20 protein-coding genes and 1 pseudogene are annotated in these 20,993 nt (G+C 60.7%); 12 read left to right on the top strand and 9 right to left on the bottom strand.

Features of this window, described 5'->3' with window-relative positions; all coding sequences use genetic code 11:
- Positions 1-11: 11 nt before the first annotated feature.
- The 3 genes and pseudogenes from BW33_RS02120 to coaBC form a co-directional block, all read right to left on the bottom strand.
- A pseudogene (locus tag BW33_RS02120) lies at positions 12-1,415 on the bottom strand (phosphomannomutase/phosphoglucomutase); the annotation flags it as partial.
- 305 nt (positions 1,416-1,720) lie between these two features.
- Positions 1,721-2,176 carry a dUTP diphosphatase gene (gene dut / locus BW33_RS02115; protein WP_047596787.1) on the bottom strand — a complete coding sequence of 152 codons (456 nt, stop codon included), beginning with the start codon at positions 2,174-2,176 and terminating at the stop codon, positions 1,721-1,723.
- Positions 2,177-2,181: 5 nt separating this feature from the next.
- On the bottom strand, positions 2,182-3,390 hold the full coding sequence (gene coaBC, locus BW33_RS02110; RefSeq protein ID WP_007920365.1) for a bifunctional phosphopantothenoylcysteine decarboxylase/phosphopantothenate--cysteine ligase CoaBC: 1,209 nt from the start codon (positions 3,388-3,390) through the stop codon (positions 2,182-2,184).
- A gap of 135 nt (positions 3,391-3,525) precedes the next feature.
- Here coaBC and radC point away from each other — a divergent pair, with 135 nt between their 5' ends.
- Positions 3,526-4,200 (top strand): RadC family protein, encoded by a 675-nt coding sequence (gene radC / locus BW33_RS02105; RefSeq protein ID WP_047596786.1) that lies wholly within the window; start codon positions 3,526-3,528, stop codon positions 4,198-4,200.
- 112 nt (positions 4,201-4,312) lie between these two features.
- Here the strand turns inward: radC and BW33_RS02100 are convergent, their stop codons facing one another.
- Positions 4,313-5,899 carry an ABC transporter substrate-binding protein gene (locus tag BW33_RS02100; protein WP_047596784.1) on the bottom strand — a complete coding sequence of 529 codons (1,587 nt, stop codon included), beginning with the start codon at positions 5,897-5,899 and terminating at the stop codon, positions 4,313-4,315.
- A gap of 445 nt (positions 5,900-6,344) precedes the next feature.
- On the opposite strand from BW33_RS02100, the gene rpmB reads away from it, so the two are divergent.
- A complete protein-coding gene (gene rpmB, locus BW33_RS02095) occupies positions 6,345-6,578 on the top strand; it encodes a 50S ribosomal protein L28 (protein ID WP_003229474.1) in 234 nt (77 codons plus the stop codon).
- Between the two features lie 11 nt (positions 6,579-6,589).
- Positions 6,590-6,745: a 50S ribosomal protein L33 gene (gene rpmG, locus BW33_RS02090; protein WP_003177274.1), complete on the top strand. Its 156-nt coding sequence runs from the start codon at positions 6,590-6,592 to the stop codon at positions 6,743-6,745.
- 131 nt (positions 6,746-6,876) lie between these two features.
- On the opposite strand, the gene BW33_RS02085 is transcribed toward rpmG, so the two are convergent.
- Entirely contained in the window at positions 6,877-7,239 is a 363-nt protein-coding gene (locus BW33_RS02085) for a cupin domain-containing protein (protein ID WP_003229472.1), read from the bottom strand.
- A gap of 232 nt (positions 7,240-7,471) precedes the next feature.
- Here BW33_RS02085 and BW33_RS02080 point away from each other — a divergent pair, with 232 nt between their 5' ends.
- Positions 7,472-8,965, top strand: coding sequence for an aldehyde dehydrogenase (locus BW33_RS02080; protein ID WP_047596781.1), 1,494 nt, complete (start codon positions 7,472-7,474; stop codon positions 8,963-8,965).
- A gap of 244 nt (positions 8,966-9,209) precedes the next feature.
- Positions 9,210-10,352 carry an MFS transporter gene (locus tag BW33_RS02075; protein WP_047596779.1) on the top strand — a complete coding sequence of 381 codons (1,143 nt, stop codon included), beginning with the start codon at positions 9,210-9,212 and terminating at the stop codon, positions 10,350-10,352.
- An 86-nt stretch (positions 10,353-10,438) separates the two neighbouring features.
- Here BW33_RS02075 and BW33_RS02070 read toward each other — a convergent pair whose 3' ends face one another.
- Together BW33_RS02070 and BW33_RS02065 are read right to left on the bottom strand one after the other, a co-directional pair.
- On the bottom strand, positions 10,439-12,007 hold the full coding sequence (locus BW33_RS02070; protein WP_047596778.1) for a phospholipase D family protein: 1,569 nt from the start codon (positions 12,005-12,007) through the stop codon (positions 10,439-10,441).
- Between the two features lie 60 nt (positions 12,008-12,067).
- Positions 12,068-13,489 (bottom strand): aminotransferase-like domain-containing protein, encoded by a 1,422-nt coding sequence (locus BW33_RS02065; RefSeq protein ID WP_047596775.1) that lies wholly within the window; start codon positions 13,487-13,489, stop codon positions 12,068-12,070.
- 179 nt (positions 13,490-13,668) lie between these two features.
- On the opposite strand from BW33_RS02065, the gene BW33_RS02060 reads away from it, so the two are divergent.
- A complete protein-coding gene (locus BW33_RS02060; RefSeq protein WP_047596773.1) occupies positions 13,669-13,914 on the top strand; it encodes a DUF1127 domain-containing protein in 246 nt (81 codons plus the stop codon).
- Positions 13,915-14,028: 114 nt separating this feature from the next.
- Here BW33_RS02060 and BW33_RS02055 read toward each other — a convergent pair whose 3' ends face one another.
- Positions 14,029-15,339 carry an NAD(P)/FAD-dependent oxidoreductase gene (locus BW33_RS02055; RefSeq protein ID WP_047596770.1) on the bottom strand — a complete coding sequence of 437 codons (1,311 nt, stop codon included), beginning with the start codon at positions 15,337-15,339 and terminating at the stop codon, positions 14,029-14,031.
- Positions 15,340-15,486: 147 nt separating this feature from the next.
- Between BW33_RS02055 and BW33_RS02050 the strand changes: the two genes are divergently transcribed.
- The gene (locus BW33_RS02050; protein WP_047596769.1) at positions 15,487-15,840 is read left to right on the top strand and encodes a YkgJ family cysteine cluster protein; all 354 of its coding nucleotides are present in this window, start codon (positions 15,487-15,489) and stop codon (positions 15,838-15,840) included.
- A 110-nt stretch (positions 15,841-15,950) separates the two neighbouring features.
- Here the strand turns inward: BW33_RS02050 and BW33_RS02045 are convergent, their stop codons facing one another.
- A complete protein-coding gene (locus BW33_RS02045; protein ID WP_003177284.1) occupies positions 15,951-16,439 on the bottom strand; it encodes an Lrp/AsnC ligand binding domain-containing protein in 489 nt (162 codons plus the stop codon).
- Positions 16,440-16,595: 156 nt separating this feature from the next.
- Between BW33_RS02045 and dadA the strand changes: the two genes are divergently transcribed.
- The 5 genes from dadA (at position 16,596) to BW33_RS02020 (ending at position 20,629) form a co-directional block, all read left to right on the top strand.
- Positions 16,596-17,900 (top strand): D-amino acid dehydrogenase, encoded by a 1,305-nt coding sequence (gene dadA / locus BW33_RS02040; RefSeq protein ID WP_047596768.1) that lies wholly within the window; start codon positions 16,596-16,598, stop codon positions 17,898-17,900.
- Positions 17,872-18,225 (top strand): RidA family protein, encoded by a 354-nt coding sequence (locus BW33_RS02035; protein WP_047596766.1) that lies wholly within the window; start codon positions 17,872-17,874, stop codon positions 18,223-18,225. The genes dadA and BW33_RS02035 overlap by 29 nt, the downstream gene beginning before the upstream one ends.
- Before the next feature lie 94 nt (positions 18,226-18,319).
- A complete protein-coding gene (alr, locus tag BW33_RS02030) occupies positions 18,320-19,393 on the top strand; it encodes an alanine racemase (protein ID WP_047596764.1) in 1,074 nt (357 codons plus the stop codon).
- 88 nt (positions 19,394-19,481) lie between these two features.
- Positions 19,482-20,030, top strand: coding sequence for a cupin domain-containing protein (locus BW33_RS02025; protein WP_007920393.1), 549 nt, complete (start codon positions 19,482-19,484; stop codon positions 20,028-20,030).
- A 182-nt stretch (positions 20,031-20,212) separates the two neighbouring features.
- The gene (locus BW33_RS02020) at positions 20,213-20,629 is read left to right on the top strand and encodes a c-type cytochrome (protein WP_047596762.1); all 417 of its coding nucleotides are present in this window, start codon (positions 20,213-20,215) and stop codon (positions 20,627-20,629) included.
- The last annotated feature ends 364 nt before the right edge of the window (positions 20,630-20,993 follow it).

Below are 20,993 nucleotides of genomic sequence, written 5' to 3'. Positions count from 1 at the left end.
CTCCGGGTGAATCAGAACGGTAGTTGGAGATCAGGTGCAACGCGTTTCAGTTGGGCGTGGAACACATCCTTGATGCGCTGCAATTCAGCCTCGTCATCGGCCTCGAAGCGCAGCACCAGCACCGGTGTGGTGTTGGAGGCGCGCACCAGGCCCCAGCCTTTGGCGTAATCGACCCGCACGCCGTCGATGGTGGTCAGGTCAGCGCCTGCGCCCCACTGTGCGTCGTGCAGTGCATCAATGATGCTGAATTTGCTCTCTTCGGTCACATGGATATTGATTTCCGGCGTAGAAATATCGTTCGGGAAGGTCGCAAACAGCTCTTCCGCGGTGGATTTTTCCTTGCTGAGGATCTCCAGCAGCCGTGCGGCGCTGTAGATACCGTCGTCGAAACCGAACCAGCGTTCCTTGAAGAAGATGTGCCCGCTCATTTCGCCGGCCAATAGAGCACCGGATTGTTTCATTTTCTTTTTGATCAACGAATGGCCAGTCTTCCACATTAGCGGGCGACCACCGTATTCCTTGATCAGCGGCACCAGGCGGCGGGTGCATTTGACGTCGAAGATGATTTCCGCGTCCGGGTTGCGCGCCACCACGTCGCGGGCGAACAGCATCAGCAGGCGATCGGGATAAACGATGCTGCCGGTATTGGTCACCACACCGACACGGTCGCCATCACCGTCGAAGGCCAGGCCGATGTCGGCGTTGGTTTCCTTGACCTTGGCGATCAGGTCGACGAGGTTCTCGGGCTTGCCCGGATCCGGGTGATGGTTGGGGAAGTTGCCGTCGACTTCGCAGAACAGCGGAATGACTTCGCAGTTCAGCGCTTCGATCAGTTGCGGGGCGATCACGCCGGCCGCGCCGTTGCCGCAGTCGACTACGACTTTCAGACGTCGTGCCAGTTTGACGTCGCGGACGATTTCGGTGGTGTAGCGGTCGAGGATTTCGACCTGAGTCACGCTGCCTTGGCCGCTGCTCAGATCGTTGGTCTTGATGCGCTGATGCAGCACCTGGATCTGCTCGTTGGCAAGGGTGTCGCCCGCGATCACGATCTTGAAGCCGTTGTAGTTCGACGGGTTATGGCTGCCAGTGAGCATTACCCCCGACTTGCCGGCCAGCACGTTGGCCGCGTAATACAGCGCAGGCGTCGGGACCAGGCCGACGTCGCTGACGTGGCAGCCGCTCTCGGCAATGCCGCGGATCAGTTCTGCAACCAGCTCCGGGCCGGACAGGCGGCCGTCGCGACCGACGGAAACGTTCGGCTCGCCCTGGGCCAGGCTCTGCGAGCCGATGGCGCGGCCGATCCAGTAAGCGGTTTCGGCATTGAGGAATTCTGGCACGGTGCCGCGAATGTCATAGGCGCGGAAGATGCTGTCGGGAAGCTTCGGGGCGATCTTGGCGGGGGTGCTCATCTGCGGAAATGCTCCATCTCGAAAGTGGCAGGACACACCGACGATTCACTCGGCGGCAGGCTCAAACTGAAGGGTATGACGGCGTTTTCCACAGAGAGTTCGTGGTGTGAAAGGGCCATGACGCCTCGGCTGGCGTGGCTTGTGGCCGGCAAAACCTTGATTTCTGGCGGTAAACCTTCCGCTTGAATCTGCACAAATTTCCTCTGTAGGAGCTGCCGCAGGCTGCGATCTTTTGATCTTGATTTTGAAAAACAAAGTCAAAAGATCGCAGCCTGCGGCAGCTCCTACAGGGGCGTTATCCGTTTATCCGGTTATTTGGTGCCGGTATGGCCAAACCCGCCTGCGCCGCGCTCGGTTTCGACAAACTCTTCAACCATTTCGAAATGCGCCTGCACCACCGGCACCAGCACCAGCTGCGCCAGACGCTCGCCGACGGTCATGGTGAAGTCGTTCTGGCCACGGTTCCAGCAGGACACCATCAGCGGGCCCTGGTAATCCGAGTCGATCAGACCGACGAGGTTGCCCAGCACGATACCGTGCTTATGGCCCATGCCCGAGCGCGGCAGGATCAGTGCGGCGAGGTTCGGGTCGCCGATGTAGACCGACAGACCGGTAGGGATCAGCACGGTTTCCCCCGGCTTGATCACGATGTCCTGTTCCAGCATGGCGCGCAGGTCGAGGCCGGCGGAGCCTGGGGTGGCGTATTGCGGCAGCGGGAATTCGGTACCGATGCGTGGGTCGAGGATCTTGGCTTGCAAAGCGTGCATGTAAATTAAACCTGGTTCAGACGTTCGGCGATAAAAGTGACCAGCTGGCGAGCGATCTTGCTCTTGCTGGTCTGGGCGAAAACAGTGGCGTGAAGCGCACGGTCGATCACGCTGCAGGCGTTTTCTTCGCTGTTGAAACCGATGCTCGGGTTGGCGACGTCGTTGGCGACGATCAGGTCGAGATTCTTGTCTTTCAGCTTGCGTGCAGCGTAGTCGAGCAGGTGTTCGGTCTCGGCGGCAAAGCCGACACTGAACGGACGATCGGGGCGGGTCGCGATGGTGGCCAGGATGTCTGGGTTGCGCACCATTTGCAGGACGAAACCGTCGCCGCTTGTAGGGTCTTTCTTGAGTTTTTGCGGGGCAACGACTTCCGGGCGGTAGTCCGCCACCGCTGCCGAGGCGATGAACACATCACACGGGATGGCCGATTCGCACGCCGCGAGCATGTCGCGGGCACTGACCACGTCGATGCGCGTGACGCGATCCGGCGTCGGCAGGTGCACCGGGCCGCTGATCAGGGTCACGCGGGCGCCGGCTTCCACTGCGGCTTCGGCCAGAGCGAAGCCCATTTTCCCGGAGCTGTGGTTGGTGATGTAGCGCACCGGGTCGATGTTTTCCTGGGTCGGGCCGGCGGTGATTACCACGTGCTTGCCAGTCAGCGCCTGACGCTGGAAGCAGTCAGCCGCGCACTGCGCCAGATCGGTGGCTTCCATCATCCGGCCCATGCCGACGTCGCCGCAGGCCTGGCTGCCGGAGGCCGGGCCGAAGGTCTTCAGGCCACGACTTTCAAGGAGTTGCAGATTGGCCTGGGTCGCCGGATCGCGCCACATGGCCTGGTTCATCGCCGGCGCGACCGCCACCACGGCGTCGGTAGCAAGAACCAAAGTGGTCAGCAAATCGTTGGCGATGCCTTGGGCCAGACGGGCGATCAGGTCGGCGGTGGCCGGGGCGATCAAAACCAGATCGGCCCACTTCGCCAGCTCGATGTGGCCCATCGCCGCTTCGGCGGCCGGGTCGAGCAAGTCGAGGTGAACCGGGTGCCCGGACAGGGCCTGCATGGTCAGCGGGGTGATGAACTCGGCGCCGCCATGGGTCATGACCACGCGCACTTCGGCGCCCTGGTCGATCAGGCGACGAACCAGATCGGCGCTCTTGTAGGCCGCAATGCCGCCGCCGACGCCCAGAACGATGCGTTTCCGATACAGCCGCTGCATAGGTCTGCCTTTCATTTCGTGGGTGACATACGTGGCGAAACCCCCTCCCCAGGGTGAATTCGCCCGCAAAAAAGATGGGCTACGATATCACAGCGACCGCTACGGAACAGCGGTGCCCACAGACAAGGAAGGTGTATGAGTATTCGTGATTGGCCTGCGGCGGAACGGCCGCGGGAGAAGCTTTTGGAGCAGGGCTCGGGAAGTCTTTCCGATGCCGAATTGCTGGCGATTTTTCTACGAACCGGTGTATCCGGTAAAAGCGCGGTGGATCTGGCGCGACACTTGTTGAATCAGTTCGGCAGCCTGCGTGCGTTGCTGGAGGCTGATCTTGGGGCGTTCAGCGAACAATTGGGGCTGGGGCCGGCGAAGTTCGCCCAGTTGCAAGCCGTGCTGGAGATGGGGCGGCGACATTTGGCTGAGCGCATGCGGCAGAAAACGGCGCTGGAGAATCCACAGATGGTCCGTGATTACCTCAAAGCCATGCTGCGCCATGAGCCGCACGAGGTATTCGGTTGCCTGTTTCTGGATTCCAAGCATCAGGTGCTCACCTTCGAGGCTCTGTTTCGCGGCTCGATCGACAACACCGCCGTGCATCCGCGGGAAGTGGTAAAGCGTTCACTGGCGAACAACGCGGCGGCGGTGATCCTGTGCCACAACCATCCGTCGGGTAACTCTGATCCCAGTCAGGCTGATCGATTATTGACCAAGCGTTTGCAGAAAGCGCTTGAGTTGATTGATGTGCGGGTGCTCGACCATTTCATCGTTGGTGATGGCGAGCCGCTGTCGATGGCGGAGTGTGGCTGGATGTAGCCGGCCTTCTCTCTGTAGGAGCTGCCGAAGGCTGCGATTTTTTGATTGTGTTTTTCAGATCAAAAGATCGCAGCCTTCGGCAGTTCCTACAGGGAGATTGTGTTGTGGCGGCTTATTTGAGGTTGACCTTGGAGTAGTCCTGCCGCCCAAACGGGCTAACCGAATAACCCTGCACATCCTTGCGGGTCAGCGCATAGGCGGTTGGGTGTGCCAGCGGCAACCAAAGCGCCTGCTGCTGAATCTGCGCCTGCGCCTGTTCGTACAGTTTGGTGCGCACGCCTTGCTCGCTGGTGGTCTTGCCGGCGCTGATCAGCTTGTCCAGGTCGGCATTGCAGTAGCGGGCGAAGTTGGTGCCGGATTTGACCGCTGCGCAGGAAAACTGCGGCGTGAGGAAGTTGTCCGGGTCGCCGTTGTCGCCAGCCCAGCCCATGAACAGCAGGTCATGCTCCCCAGCCTTGGCACGGCGGATCAGTTCGCCCCACTCGATCACGCGGATTTCCGCCTGAATGCCGATTTCCGCCAGATCCGATTGCAGCAACTGCGCGCCCAGACTCGGGTTCGGGTTGAGCAGGCTGCCGGACGGACGCGTCCAGATGGTGGTCTGGAAGCCGTCCTTGAGTCCGGCCTTGGCCAGCAACGCCTTGGCTTTGGCCACGTCGTGCGGATAGCCCGGCAGGTTCTTCGCGTAGCTCCAGGTGTTCGGCGGATAAGGGCCGTTGGCCGGCTCTGCGGTGTCTTCGAACACGGCTTTGACGTAGTTGGCCTTGTCGAAAGCGAGGTTGATCGCCTGGCGCACTTCCGGTTTGTCGAGCGGTGGGTGCTGGCTGTTGATGCCGACGAAAGCGGTCATGAACGCGTCAGTCTTTTCCACTTTCAGGGTCGGCTCTTCCTGCGCAGCCTTCACGTCCAGCGGTTTTGGCGACAGGGCGATCTGGCACTCGTTGCGCCGCAGCTTTTGCAGGCGCACGTTGGCGTCCGGGGTGATGGCGAAGATCAGCGGATCGACCGCCGGCTTGCCACCGAAGTAGTCCGGGTTGGCCTTGTAGCGCACCGAGGCATCTTTCTGGAAGCGCGTGAACACAAACGGACCGGTGCCGATCGGCTGGCTGTTGAGCTTGTCGGTCGCCTCGGCCTTGAGCAGCTTGTCGGCATATTCGGCGGAATAGATGGAGGCGAAGCCCATGCTCAGGGTCGCGAGGAACGTCGAATCCGGGTGATCGAGGGTAAAGCGCACGGTCAGTGGGTCGAGTGCGTCGATCTTCTTGATCAACGCCGGCAACTGCATGGACTGGGCGTGCGGGAAGCCGCTTTGCGCGACTTTGTGCCATGGGTTGGCCGGATCGAGCATGCGGTCGAAGCTGAATTTGACGTCTTCGGCGCTCAGGGGGCGGGTCGGTTTGAAATAGTCAGTGCTGTGAAACTTCACCTGCGGGTGCAGCTTGAACACATAAGTCAGGCCGTCGGTGCTGACTTCCCAGCTGTCGGCCAGGCTCGGCACGACTTTGCCGCTGGCGGTGTCGAAGTCCACCAGGCGATTCATCAGCACGTCGGCGGAGGCATTGGTGGTGGTCAGCGAGTTGTATTGCACCACATCGAACCCTTCAGGGCTGGCCTCGGTGCAAACGCTCAGGGCGGCAGCCTGGGCCAGGGGGCTCAGCAGAAGCGGGGCGAGCAACAGGGGTAGGGCGGCGAGGCGCATGGTCGGCTTCCTTTACAGATCGAAGGCCATCTGCAGGTGCAGTCTGGAAAAGGGTTACCCTAGAGGGCTGGATTGCAAATGACTATCCCCTTTTTGCATTTTTGGGGCAGCGCAGTGGCGTTTTTCAGATCACGGTGCACGAGGAAAAGTCGAAAACCTCTGTTAGAGCGGTTTTCTGCGACGAGTGGTCAAAACTCGCCTCAGCCTTTATCCAAAGCGTCTGCAGCCGGAAAAAGCGCCTTTTTACCGGTCGATTGCACATCCATTGTTGTTGCACCCCGGTCTTTCTGGTATAAAGCAGCGCTCTTTTCTAGGGGCCCGGTTCCTTCACTGTAGGTGTAGCCGGTAAGACCTCTAAAGAAACGCGGCGCCTGGCGCCAAATGACTGAGAGATTAAGCGGCCAACCCATGCCGGGTTGGGCATGTGGTTTTAGAGGGCTGAGGCATGTCGAGAGTATGTCAAGTTACCGGTAAGGGTCCGGTAACCGGGAATAACATTTCCCACGCAAACAACAAAACCCGTCGTCGTTTCCTGCCGAACCTGCAGCATCACCGCTTCTGGGTTGAAGAAGAGAAACGTTTTGTGCGTCTGCGCGTATCTGCCAAAGGCATGCGCATCATCGACAAGCGTGGCATCAGTGTCGTGCTCGCCGAACTTCGCCGCGATGGCAAGATTTAAGGGAGCTAATCATGCGTGAATTGATTCGTTTGATCTCGAGCGCCGGTACTGGTCACTTCTACACTACCGACAAGAACAAGCGTACTACTCCGGACAAAATCGAGATCAAGAAATATGATCCGGTTGTTCGTAAGCACGTGATCTACAAGGAAGGCAAAATCAAGTAATTGATTTTTCCCGACTTACGAAAAAGGCCCGTATCTCACGATACGGGCCTTTTTTGTTGCTTCGGATTTTGCCTGTTGCCTATGTAGGAGCCTTCGGCAGCTCCTGCAGGGGATTCATGCAGGCATTTCGATCAGGCCTTCTGTTCAAAGATCACATAGATCTTGCGGCAAGCCTCCAGCACTTCCCAGGTACCACGGAAACCGGCCGGGATCACAAAGCGGTCGCCAACACGCAATGTCTTGGCATTGCCATCGCTGTCACGCAGCACCGAAACCCCCTGCAGGATTTCGCAGTATTCGTGCTCGGTGTAGTTCACCGTCCACTGCCCGACTGCGCCTTCCCACACGCCAACACCCATTTGCCCACAAGGGCTGTCGTACTGGTTGAACACCGCTTGCTCGGGGTCGCCCTTGAGCACTTTGGCCGGGTCCGGGCGATAGCGTTCGGCTGTGCTGGTGGTCAGGCTGATATCGACGACGTTCTGGATGTTCATTGTTGTTTTCTCCCGTGATGACGGCGCGGTGGCTGAAAGGGCCAAAGTCTATGTTTATTAAAATGAACACCGCAAGGGCGTATGGCGCGCTTATGTCAAATATATTGAAACAACCCCGGCCGCTGGTTTAGGGTGACGGGTGCCTTGGGCCGAAAAGCAGGCTGGCCGGGCAGCATTCCTGAAGACGACCGCGAAGACGCGGCGCTCTATTCAACAAGAGGAGGACACTCGAATGACCACCCTGACTCGTGCCGATTGGGAACAACGTGCTCGCGACCTGAAGATTGAAGGCCGTGCCTACCTCAACGGTGAATACACCGACGCCGTCTCCGGCGAGACTTTCGAGTGCATCAGCCCGGTCGATGGCCGTCTGCTGGGCAAGATCGCCAGCTGTGACGCCGCCGACGCCCAGCGCGCCGTGGAAAACGCCCGCGCCACCTTCAATTCCGGCGTGTGGTCGCGCCTGGCGCCGACCAAGCGCAAAGCCACCATGATTCGTTTCGCCAGCCTGCTCAAGCAGCACGCTGAAGAACTGGCGCTGCTCGAAACCCTCGACATGGGCAAGCCGATCAGCGACTCGCTGTACATCGACGTCCCGGGCGCGGCGCAAGCGCTGAGCTGGAGCGGTGAGGCGATCGACAAGATCTACGACGAAGTCGCCGCCACTCCGCATGATCAACTGGGTCTGGTGACCCGCGAGCCGGTCGGCGTGGTCGGCGCCATCGTGCCGTGGAACTTCCCGCTGATGATGGCCTGCTGGAAACTCGGCCCGGCGCTGTCGACCGGTAACTCGGTGATCCTCAAACCGTCGGAAAAATCCCCGCTGACCGCCATCCGCATCGCTGCGCTGGCCGTTGAGGCCGGCATTCCGAAAGGCGTGCTCAACGTGCTGCCGGGCTATGGCCACACCGTCGGCAAGGCGCTGGCGCTGCACAATGACGTCGACACGCTGGTGTTCACCGGTTCGACCAAGATCGCCAAGCAGTTGATGATCTACTCCGGCGAATCGAACATGAAGCGCGTGTGGCTGGAAGCCGGCGGCAAGAGCCCGAATATCGTCTTCGCCGATGCGCCGGACCTGCAAGCCGCTGCCGAATCCGCCGCCAGCGCCATCGCCTTCAACCAGGGCGAAGTCTGCACCGCCGGTTCGCGTCTGCTGGTCGAGCGTTCGATCAAGGACAAATTCCTGCCGATGGTGATCGAGGCGCTGAAAGCCTGGAAGCCGGGCAATCCGTTGGATCCGGCGACCAACGTCGGTGCGCTGGTCGATACCCAGCAGATGAACACCGTGCTGTCGTACATCGAATCCGGTCACACCGACGGCGCCAAACTGGTGGCCGGCGGCAAGCGCATCCTCCAGGAAACCGGCGGTACCTACGTCGAACCGACGATTTTCGACGGCGTGAGCAACGCGATGAAGATCGCCCAGGAAGAGATTTTCGGCCCGGTACTGTCGGTCATCGCCTTCGACACCGCCGAAGAAGCGATCCAGATCGCCAACGACACGCCGTATGGCCTGGCCGCTGCGGTATGGACTCAGGACATCTCCAAGGCGCACCTGACTGCCAAAGCGCTGCGCGCCGGCAGCGTGTGGGTCAACCAGTACGACGGCGGCGACATGACTGCACCGTTCGGCGGCTTCAAGCAGTCGGGCAACGGTCGCGACAAGTCGCTGCACGCGTTCGACAAGTACACCGAGCTGAAGGCGACGTGGATCAAGCTGTAAATCGCTGATGGGAGCCTGACTCGGTCAGGCTCCCGAACATACAGAGATCCCCTGTGGGAGCAAGTCTCTGTGGTGAGGGGATTTATCCCCGATCGGCTGCGAAGCAGTCGCAAAACCAGTGCATTTGATGGTGCAGGTTTTGAGGTCGCTGCGCGACCTGTCGGGGATGAATCCCCTCACCACAGGGTTTGCTCCCACATTTGGTTTTGTGGTGCATATAAGAATATCCACAGGAGCGTGGACCATGCGTTGGGCGACGTATTTCGCCGTGTTGGCGTCTGTCTTGAGTGTCGGCCTGGCCCTGGGGGTCAGCATGCCGCTGGTGTCGTTGCGTCTGGAGGGCTGGGGTTACGGCTCTTTCGCCATCGGTGTGATGGCGGCGATGCCAGCGATTGGCGTGTTGCTCGGGGCGAAGATTTCCAGTCATCTGGCGGCGCGTTTCGGCACCGCCAACCTCATGCGTCTGTGCCTGTGGGCCGGGGCGTTGTCGATCGGCTTGCTGGCGCTGTTGCCGAGTTATCCGGTCTGGCTGGTGCTGCGCCTGATGATCGGGGTGATCCTGACCATCGTGTTTATCCTCGGTGAGAGCTGGATCAATCAACTGGTCGTCGAACACTGGCGCGGTCGTCTGGTCGCTCTGTATGGCAGCAGCTATGCGCTGAGCCAACTGTCTGGTCCGCTGCTGCTGGGGGCGCTGGGTACTGAGCACGATTATGGTTTCTGGGTCGGTGTCGGGCTGCTGACAGTCTCGCCATTGCTGTTGATGGGCCGCAGCGGTGCACCGAGTAGTGAAGCCAGCAGTGTGACGTTCAGTGATCTGTGGGGTTTTGCCCGGGAGCTACCGGCGATTGCCTGGGCGGTGTCACTGTTCGCCGCGTTCGAAGCGATGATCCTCACGCTGTTGCCGGTGTATTGCCTGCAGCAGGGCTTCACCGCCGAGATTGCGTTGGCGATGGTCAGCACGGTGGTGGTCGGCGACGCGCTGCTGCAACTGCCAATCGGCGCGCTGGCGGATTATCTGTCGCGCCGCACGTTGTTCACCGGTTGCGCAGTGATCCTGATGCTGTCGAGCCTGGCGATTCCGCTGTTGATCGACACGCTGCTGATCTGGCCGTTGTGGGTGTTGTTCGGGGCCAGCGCCGGTGGCCTGTTCACCTTGTCACTGATCCTGATCGGCGAGCGTTATCGCGACGATGCGCTGGTGCGGGCCAATGCGCACATTGCGCAGCTGTGGGGTGTCGGCTGTCTGATCGGGCCTTTGCTGGCGGGGGCGGGCAGCCAGTGGATCAGTGGGCACGCGTTGCCGTTGTTGATGGCGGTCGGGGCGTTCGGGTTGGTGATTCTGCTGATGCGCCAAGGTGCATTCGGGGCGGTGCAAACGGCTTAAGGTCAAAAGATCGCAGCCTGCGGCAGCGCCTGCAGGGAAAACGCATTCCAGTGCAGGAGCTGCCGCAGGCTGCGATCTTTTGCTTTTTAAAGCATCTGTTCCAGGCCCACCGTGGTGCTGAACCACGCATTGAAGCGCCGCCACCAGCTCCCCGGTTCCTTGGTCAGGGTGTGCAACTGGCCGTTGTCCTCGGTCACCCAGACGATCTGGCCATCCTGCAGTTTCGCCTGATAACTCAGGGCCGGCGCCATGCCTTGCAGCGCCAGTTCGCGTACGTGTTCGGCCAGTTCCGGGCTGTCCACCAGGACTCCGACTTCGGTGTTCCATAGCACCGAGCGCGGATCGAAGTTGAAAGAGCCGATGAATGCTTTCTGCCGGTCGAAAATCATCGCCTTGCTGTGCAGGCTGGAATCCGAACCGCGGAAAGACTTGCTGTAAAACAGATGTGGGCCGCTGCCATAGTTATCACCAGGCTGACGGCGCAGCTCATACAGTTTTACCCCGTGCTCCAGCAGCGCCTTGCGATACGGCGCATAACCGCCGTGCACTGCCGGCACATCGGTGGCTTCCAGCGAGTTGGTCAGCAGGCTCACCGAGACCCCGGCGTCGGCACGCCCGGTCAGGTACACCAGCCCCGGCTGGCCGGGCACGAAGTACGCCGAGATCATGATCAGCTCTTTGCTGACGCCGCGCAGTTCCGGCGCCAGTTGCGTGGTCAGCAGCAGTTGCGGATCCGGTTCGTCCTTTGCCAGCACTTTGCTCGGCGCATCCCACAGCGCCTGGTTCCAGGCCCAGATCAGCTCCTTGCGCCAGATATCCAGGCGTGGCGCGGTCGTGAACGTCATCAGTTGTTGATACAACGCGTGGTTCTGTTTGCGGGTTTCCTCCAGCGATTCTTCGAGGCGCGTGCGGGTGTTCTGCAGGTCTTTGGCGTTTGGTTTGCTGGAGAGGAATTCGTCGATCGGCTTGCTCAGCGCGCTGTTCCAGTACTGGTCGAAACTGTGCCCGAGTTGCTCGGCCACCGGGCCGACGCTGAGCATATCGATGTCGGTGAAATTCAGGTTCGGCTCGGCATCGAAATACTCATCGCCCAGATTGCGCCCGCCGACGATGGCCACGCTGTTGTCCGCCAGGAACAGTTTGTTGTGCATGCGCCGGTGTTGCAGCGACAGGTTGAACAGGCGCCCGGCGGCGCGGGTCACGCCGGTGCTGCGGCCCAGGTGCAGCGGGTTGAACAGGCGGATCTGGATCTGTGGATGCGCCGCCAGCGTGGCGATGATCGTGTCGAGGCCGTCGCTGGTGGTGTCGTCGAGCAGGATGCGTACGCGCACGCCGCGGTCGGCGGCTTTGAGCAGTTCTTCCACCAGCATCCGCGTGCTGACGCCGTCATGGACGATGTAGTACTGCAAATCGAGGCTGGTTTGTGCATGGCGAATCAGCTCGGCGCGGGCGGTGAACGCCTCGGTGCTGTTGGACAGCAAGCGGAAGCCGGAACGACCCTGATAGGGCGCGGCCTGCTCCTGGATCGATTGGCCGAAGCTGGAGTTCGACGCCGGCAAGGCCTGGCTCGGCTCACGCGGCACATCAAGGCTGGTGCAGCCGCTCAAGAGCGAGGCGAGCATCAGCAAAACAAGTAGGGGCTGTCTGAGGCTCACTTAGGATCGTTCCGGTCGGCGGCAAAGGTCGGCATATGGACGCTGATCACTCGAAAAAGGTCAGTCGGCTTCGGCCAGCAATTTGATCGCCGCCGCGCCGACCTTGCGCACCGCTTCTTCGATCTGCGGTGTCGGTTTGGCAGCGTAGTTCATCCGCAGGCAATTGCGGTACTTGCCCGAGGCGGAAAAGATGCTGCCGACGGCAATCTGTACGCCCTGATCGTGCAGCGCGCGATTGAGTTTCAGCGTATCGAAACCCTCCGGCAATTCGACCCACAACATGAAGCTGCCCTGTGGGCGGCTGGCGCGGGTCCCGGCCGGGAAGTAGCGGGTAACCCAGTCGATCATCGCGTCACGATTGCGCTGGTATTGGCTGCGCATCCGCCGCAAGTGCGGTTCGAAGTACCCACCCTTGAGAAATTCGGCAATGGCAATTTGTGGCTGTGGCGCGGTGGAACCGGTGCTGATGTATTTCATGTGCAGCACCCGTTCCAGATACCGTCCCGGCGCGACCCAACCGATGCGCAGCCCCGGCGCCAGGGTCTTGGAAAACGAACTGCACAGCAGCACGCGGCCATCTTCGTCGAAGGACTTGATCGTGCGCGGACGCGGGTAGGTGTAGGCCAGTTCGCCATACACATCGTCCTCGATGATCGCCACATCGTAGCGCTGCGCGAGGTTGAGCAGGGCGCGTTTGCGCGACTCCGGCATGATGTAGCCGAGCGGATTGTTGCAGTTGGGGGTGATCTGGATGACCTTGATCGGCCACTGCTCCAGCGCCAATTCGAGCGCGTCGAGGCTGATGCCGGTCAGTGGGTCGGTGGGGATTTCCAGGGCTTTCATGCCCAGCCCTTTGAGCGTCTGCATGGCGCCGTGAAAGCTTGGCGAATCCACTGCAACGATGTCACCCGGCTCGCAGATCGCGTGAATGCTGGTGGACAGCGCTTCGTGGCAACCGGTGGTGATCACCAGGTCGCTGGCGCTCAACTGGCAGCCGGAATCGAGCATCAGTCGGGCGATCTGCTCGCGCAGTTCAAGGGTGCCGTGGATGTTGTCGTAATACAGACCGGGCATGTCCTGGCGGCGGCTGATTCGCGCCAGTCCGCGCAGCAGCGGTTTCATGGTGGGCGTGGTCACGTCGGGCATGCCGCGACCCAGTTGCACCACGTCCTTGCGCGGCACCGCGCGAATCAGCTCCAGCACCTGATCCCACTGTGAAATCTCCACCGGCCGCTGCGCCGGACGCCCGACCGCAGGCAGCTCCGGCAACTCGCGGCCCACCGGAACGAAGTAGCCGGACTTGGGTTTCGGTGTCGCCAGGCCGCTGTCTTCAAGCATGCGATAGGCCTGTTGCACCGTGCTCAGGCTGACCCCGTGTTCTACGCTCAAGGCGCGCACCGAAGGCAGGCGATCGCCAGGACGGTAGAAGCCTTGTTCGATGCGGGTGCCGAGCAGCTCGGCGAGGTTCACATACAGGGTCATGGGACTGCCTCGATGCAGTTGATTCGTTAAACCAGTACAGATGCGGCAAAAATCGGTGATTCAGTCTCAGGAATGGCAAATCTGTATGGAGTTAATACAGATGTGTTGAATCTGTAATGCTTTTGCCGACCCGCGCATCATGGAATCTCTGGCTACCCAAGTAAACAGGAGCGACAAAAATGAACGGCTTGAGCGATGTGCGGCTGACGTTACACAGTCAGGAACTGGCGGCAGGGCAGGAGGACAGTGCATGGAATACCGCCATGCGCAACGCGCCATCCGGCCTGAGTCGCTGGGGCCTGTTCTGGCATCGTCTGCACACGCGCAAGGCGCTTTTGAATCTGACGCCGGAGCAGCTCAAGGATGTCGGGCTGACCCGGGAGCTGGCGCAGGAGGAGGGGTTGAAGCCGTTCTGGCGGCTGTAACCTGATTTGAAATGCATTCCCCTGTAGGAGCTGCCGCAGGCTGCGATCTTTTGCTCTTCAAAAACAAAGTCAAAAGATCGCAGCCTGCGGCAACTCCTACAGGGGCAGCGGCTTTCAGACCAATTCTTTGAGCCGATGCCACAACATTCCCAGCGCCAGCAACGGCGAACGCAAATGCTTGCCGCCGGGGAAGGTGATGTGTGGCACCTGGGCGAACAGATCAAAGCCACCGCTGTGCTGCCCGCTGATCGCCTCGGCCAGCAGCTTGCCGGCCAGGTGCGTGGCATTCACCCCGTGCCCGGAATAGGCCTGGGCGTAATACACATTCGGCTGATCATTGAGTCGGCCAATCTGTGGCAACCGGTTGGCACCGATGCCGATCATCCCGCCCCATTGATAGTCGATCTTCACGCCCGCCAGTTGCGGAAACACTTCGAGCATCTTCGGCTGCATGTAGGCGCCGATGTCCTTCGGGTCGCGTCCGGAATAGTGGCAGGCACCGCCGAACAACAGGCGTCGATCGGCCGAGAGCCGGTAGTAATCCAGCGCCACGCGCTGGTCGCAGACCGCCATGTTTTGCGGTAGCAGGCTGTGTGCCAGTTCTGCGGACAGCGGTTCGGTCGCGATGATGTAGCTGCCGGCGGGCAGTACTTTGCCGCTGAGTTGTGGATTGAGGTCGTTGAGATAAGCGTTGCAACCGAGCACCAGAGTTTTTGCCCGCACCGAACCTTGAGCAGTGTGGACGCGAACTTCTGGGCCGTAATCGATACGCGTCACCGCCGATTGCTCGAACAGCTGCACGCCCAATTGCTGTGCGGCAGCGGCTTCGCCCAGCGCCAGGTTCAGTGGGTGCAGATGCCCGGAACCCATGTCGATCAAACCACCGACGTAGCGGTTGGAGCCGACCACCGTGTGCATTTCACCGGCTTGCAGCAGACGGGTTTCGTAGCGATAGCCGAGGCTGCGCAGCTCTTCGGCGTCTTCGGCAAAGCCTTCGAGGTCGGCCGGTTTGTTGGCGAGGTCGCAGTAGCCCCAAGTCAGATCGCACGGGATCTGGAGCCGTTCGACGCGCTGGCGGACGATTTCCACCGCTTCCAGGCCCATCAGTTTCATCTGGCGTACGCCGTCAGTGCCGATGACGTTGCTGAACTGTTCGAGACCGTGGCCGACCCCGCGAATCAACTGTCCGCCGTTACGGCCGCTGGCGCCCCAGCCGATCCGGTGCGCCTCCAGCAACACCACGCTGAGGCCGCGCTCGGCCAGTTCCAGCGCGGTGTTCAACCCGGAGAAGCCGCCGCCGACCACGCACACGTCTGCGCTCAGCTCGCCTTGCAGCACCGGATAGTCGGGCTGCGGCAGGCTGCTGGCGGCATAGTAAGAGGCAACGTGGGGTTGGCTCGCGAAGGTTCGGGCGCGGGCATTCATGGGCATCATCCAACGGCTGGGTGTCGAGAAAATTTGACGGAGCATAAGCCGCACGGCCGAAGACCGGCAACACTGGTCGGCCGTTGCTGTCTCGATCACGGCTTTTGCGGCACAATTGCCACCTATTTCATGTGGGTTACCGTTTCGATGAGTTGCAACCGCCAGACCATTCGCGACCTGCGTCAGCAAATCCCCTCGTTCGAGTGCGTGCCCGGTTGCCACGATTGCTGCGGGCCGGTGACTACTTCGCCAGAAGAAATGTCACGTCTGCCGCGCAAGACCCGCGCCGAACAGGATGCGGCGATGGAAGAGTTGAACTGTGTGCACTTGGGGCCGAATGGCTGCACGGTGTATGAAGAGCGACCGCTGATCTGCCGATTGTTCGGCACCACCAAAACCCTGCCGTGCCCGAACGGGCGGGGGCCGGTGGAGCTGATTCATCCGCGCGTTGAAAAGCAGATCTTCGAGTACATGGCTTCGAATCGGCAGGTGCTGGTTTAACGGGCTCAATCGGAACCGAGTTGACGCCTTCGCGAGCAGGCTCGCTCCCACATTTGAAATGCATTCCCCTGTGGGAGCGAGCCTGCTCGCGAATGCAGCGACGCCAATCTTCAGTCTGGAATGGGAAGGCTCAGACTCTCCTTCACCTCTTCCATCACGATATAGCTCTTCGACTCACGCACATGCGGCAGCTTCAACAGAATGTCGCCCAGCAGTTTGCGGTACGAGGCCATCTCGGAAATCCGCGCCTTCACCAGATAGTCGAAATCCCCTGAAACCAGGTGGCATTCCAGCACATGCGGCAGTTTCAGCACCGCGCGTCGGAACTCTTCGAAAGTGTCGCCTGATTTGTAGTCGAGGCTGATCTCGACGAACACCAGCAGGCTACCCTTCAGATGCTGCGGGTTGAGCCGGGCGTTGTAGCCCATGATGATCCCTTCGCGCTCCAGCCGCCGCACCCGTTCCGTACATGGCGTGGTGGACAGACCGACCTTCTCCCCGAGTTCGGTAAACGATATCCGCCCGTCCGCCTGCAGGATCCGCAAGATGTTGCGGTCGATCTTGTCCAGCTCACGTTTGGTCTGAGTGTTGGTACGCATAGGGGATGCGCCTCCGTGAAAAGGGTTTTTGCCGAGAATTGTCGCCAAATATAGGCGCTTATATAGTGAAATGCACTGGCCATTCTTTTTTACACTGCGCGCATCATTGCTCTAACAACAGACGTACGCGGCCCCGCCGCGATGAGGGATACAAAAATGCGCGTAATGGTCTTGGGTAGCGGCGTCATCGGTACCGCCAGTGCTTACTATCTGGCTCGTGCCGGGTTTGAAGTGGTGGTAGTCGACCGGCAGCCAGCCGTAGCCATGGAGACTAGTTTCGCCAACGCCGGCCAGGTGTCGCCGGGTTATGCCTCGCCGTGGGCCGCGCCGGGTGTGCCGCTCAAGGCCATCAAGTGGTTGCTGCAGCGCCATGCGCCGCTGGCGATCAAAGCCACTGCCGACATCGACCAGTACCTGTGGATGGCGCAGATGCTGCGCAACTGCACCGCCAGCCGTTACGCGGTGAACAAGGAGCGCATGGTGCGTCTGTCCGAGTACAGCCGCGACTGCCTCGACGAACTGCGCGCCGAAACCGGCATCGCCTACGAAGGCCGCAGCCTCGGCACCACCCAACTGTTCCGTACCCAGGCACAGCTCGATGGCGCCGCCAAAGACATCGCCGTGCTGAAAGAGTCCGGCGTGCCGTTTGAAGTCCTCGATCGCGCCGGCATTGCCCGCGTCGAGCCGGCACTGGCCAATGTCACCGACATCCTCGCCGGAGCTCTGCGTCTGCCGAACGACCAGACGGGCGACTGCCAGATGTTCACTACGCGCCTGGCGGAAATGGCCGTGAAACTCGGTGTGGAGTTCCGCTTCGGCCAGGACATTCAGCGGCTCGACTACGCCGGTGACCGCATCAACGGTGTATGGATCGACGGCAAGCTGGAAACCGCCGATCGCTACGTGCTGGCCCTCGGCAGCTACTCGCCGCAACTGCTCAAGCCTTTGGGCATCAAGGCTCCGGTGTATCCGCTCAAGGGTTACTCGCTGACCGTGCCGATCACCAACCCGGCCATGGCCCCGACTTCGACCATTCTCGACGAGACCTACAAGGTCGCGATCACCCGATTCGACAACCGCATCCGCGTCGGCGGCATGGCGGAGATTGCCGGTTTCGACCTGTCGCTGAACCCGCGTCGGCGCGAAACCCTGGAGATGATCGTCAACGACCTTTATCCTCAGGGCGGCAATCTGACCGAGGCGAGCTTCTGGACCGGTCTGCGTCCGACCACCCCGGACGGCACGCCGATCGTGGGCGCCACGCCGTTCAACAACCTGTTCCTCAACACCGGTCACGGCACCCTGGGTTGGACCATGGCGTGCGGTTCCGGTCGTTTGCTGGCCGATCTGATGGCGAAGAAAAAGCCGCAGATCAGCGCCGAAGGCCTCGATATTTCCCGTTACGGCAACAAGCCTCAGGAGTCCGCAAAACATGGCAATCCAGCGCCAGCTCACCAATGAGCGCATGAGTCAGATCGTCACCCACAACGGCACCGTGTATCTGGCCGGACAGGTCGGCGACGACTTCGACGCCGGGGTCGAACAGCAGACCCGCGACGTGCTCGCCAATATCGAGCGTTTGCTGGATCTGGCCGGGACTGACAAGCAGCATCTGCTGTCGGCAACGATCTACCTGAACGACATCGAGGCGCACTTTGCCGGGATGAACTCGGTGTGGGATCAGTGGCTGCCCAAAGGCGCTGCTCCGGCCCGGGCCACCGTCGAAGCGAAGATGGCCAAGCCGAGCATTCTGGTCGAGATCTCCATCGTCGCCGCGTTGCCGTAACCGTTTCAAAGATCCCTCTCCCGGCGCTGTTGGCGGTTCACGTCGTCAGTCGGCGCCGGTTTTTCTTCCCATGACCGCCAAGAAGTCTGCTGCCATGCGTCCTGCCCGTGCCCTGATCGACCTAGAAGCCCTGCGTCACAACTACCGAATTGCCCGCGAAGTCACCGGCGCCAAGGCGCTGGCAGTGATCAAGGCTGATGCCTACGGTCACGGTGCGGTGCGTTGCGCCCAGGCGCTGGAAGCCGAGGCCGACGGGTTTGCCGTCGCCTGCATCGAAGAAGCGCTGGAGCTGCGCGCGGCCGGCATCAAGGCTCCTGTGTTGTTGCTCGAAGGCATCTTCGAAGCTGATGAGCTGGCGCTGATCGTCGAGCATGATTTCTGGACCGTGGTGCATTCGCTGTGGCAGCTCGAAGCGATCGAGCAGGCGGCCTTGAGCAAACCGATCACCGTGTGGCTCAAGCTCGACTCGGGCATGCACCGTGTGGGCCTGCATCCGAAGGATTACGCGGCGGCCTACCAGCGTCTGCTGGCCAGCGGCAAAGTGGCGAAGATCGTGCTGATGAGCCACTTCGCCCGCGCCGATGAACTGCATGAGCAGAGCAGCGCCGATCAAGTCGCAGTGTTTGAGGCTGCCCGTCAGGGCCTCGCCGCCGAGGTCAGCCTGCGCAACTCGCCAGCCGTGCTCGGTTGGCCGCAGATTCACAGCGACTGGGTGCGCCCGGGCATCATGCTCTACGGCGCCACCCCGTTCGAAGAAGTCAACGCCGTGGCCGAGCGCCTGCAACCGGTGATGACCCTCGAATCGAAAGTCATCTGCGTACGTGAGCTGCCCGCCGGCGAGCCGATCGGTTATGGCGCCAAATTCATCACCGACAAGCCGATGCGCATCGGCGTGGTCGCCATGGGGTACGCCGATGGCTACCCGCGTCATGCCCCGACCGGCACGCCGGTGCTGGTTGCCGGCAAACGCAGCCGCCTGCTGGGCCGCGTGTCGATGGACATGCTCTGCATTGACCTCACCGATGTGCCGGAAGCGGACCTCGGTTCGACCGTCGAGCTGTGGGGCAAAAACATCCTCGCCAGTGAAGTCGCACAGTGGGCGGACACCATTCCGTATCAGATCTTCTGCAACCTGCGTCGCGTGCCAAGGCTCTATTCCGAGGGTTGACGCCGCTGCGGGGGCCAAGTGTTGTAAATACTGAACGCTGTCGCCATGATAACGCTCAATATTCTTACAACATCAGGAGGCTCCCGCCTTGGACGTCGGTGAACGACTGCAATCGATCCGCAAGCTCAAAGGGCTTTCCCAGCGTGAACTCGCCAAACGTGCGGGCGTCACCAACAGCACCATTTCGATGATCGAAAAGAACAGCGTCAGCCCTTCGATCAGTTCGCTGAGGAAGGTTCTGGGCGGGATTCCCATGTCCATGGTCGAGTTCTTTTCCGAAGAAATCCTGCAGGAAGTCCCGACCCAGATCGTCTACAAGGCCAACGAGCTGATCGACATCTCCGACGGCGCGGTGACCATGAAACTGGTCGGCCGCGCGCACCCGAGCCGGGCCATCGCGTTTCTCAACGAAATCTACCCGCCGGGCGCCGATACCGGTGAAGAAATGCTCACCCATGAAGGCGAGGAAACCGGGATCCTGGTGGAAGGTCGTCTGGAATTGGTCGTGGGCCTTGAAACTTTTATTCTCGAAGCCGGCGACAGCTACTATTTTGAAAGTACCAAGCCGCATCGTTTTCGTAATCCGTTCGACGCGCCTGCGCGACTAATCAGCGCAGCCACGCCGGCGAATTTTTAAACACAGAGGCGCCAAGCCATGACGGCGAAGGCATCCGCAGAGTTTTTCCACAGCGCGGTATAACCCCTTCGACTATGGGGTTGTTTCAGTGTGGCGGGCTACCCGCTATACTTGCGCCCGCCTGCGAACCGTGGCCGCAGGCGTGAATAGCCACCATTGAGGGTGAACGCGTGAACCTAATTATGAAAATGCTGGCCGCACCAGCAACCGTACTGGCCCTCTGGGCTGTCAGCGCTCAAGCTGCGACGAATGACGACATTGCCAAGCGCCTCGAGCCGGTCGGCCAGGTGTGCGTTCAGGGGCAGGAATGCAAAGGGATGGAAGTGGCTGCGACTGCCGGCGGTGGTGGCGGTGCGAAAACGCCTGATGAAGTGATTGCAAAACATTGCAACGCTTGCCACGGAACCGGCCTGCTGGGCGCACCGAAAATCGGTGACACTGCCGCCTGGAAAGACCGCGCCGATCATCAGGGCGGCCTCGATGGCATCCTCGCCAAAGCCATCACCGGCATCAACGCCATGCCACCAAAAGGCACCTGCGCCGATTGCTCGGATGACGAGTTGAAAGGCGCGATCCAGAAGATGTCCGGCCTGAAATAAGCCGCTCTTCTGACGAAAAAAACCGTCTTCGGACGGTTTTTTTGTGCCTGCGATTCAGTAGCCCTCATCGGAACGCCGCCCGCGCAGCCCTCTCCCGGAGGGCGAGGGGGCCGACCGAGGTGTCTGGCGTCCGACATCGACCAGAAGATTGAGTCGATGATGGATTCAACAAGGCTATTTCAAGTCGGCGCATTTCCCAAATATCCCCCATTCAGTGCCCTCTCCCTCCGGGAGAGGGCCAGGTGAGGGCAACAATTTCGAGTCGGATAAATATTTCAAGAACAGCGCACATTCACTCTGAAGCTGTTCATTGCAGCAAAGTCGAGGCAAGCTCGGTCTACCTCTATTCACGGAACGGGCAGGA

It is taken from the genome of Pseudomonas sp. RIT288 (assembly GCF_000631985.1).
In the GTDB taxonomy this organism is placed as follows: domain Bacteria; phylum Pseudomonadota; class Gammaproteobacteria; order Pseudomonadales; family Pseudomonadaceae; genus Aquipseudomonas.
Note: the sequence above shows the minus strand (reverse complement) of the source record. Positions and strands in the feature narration are given on the sequence as shown.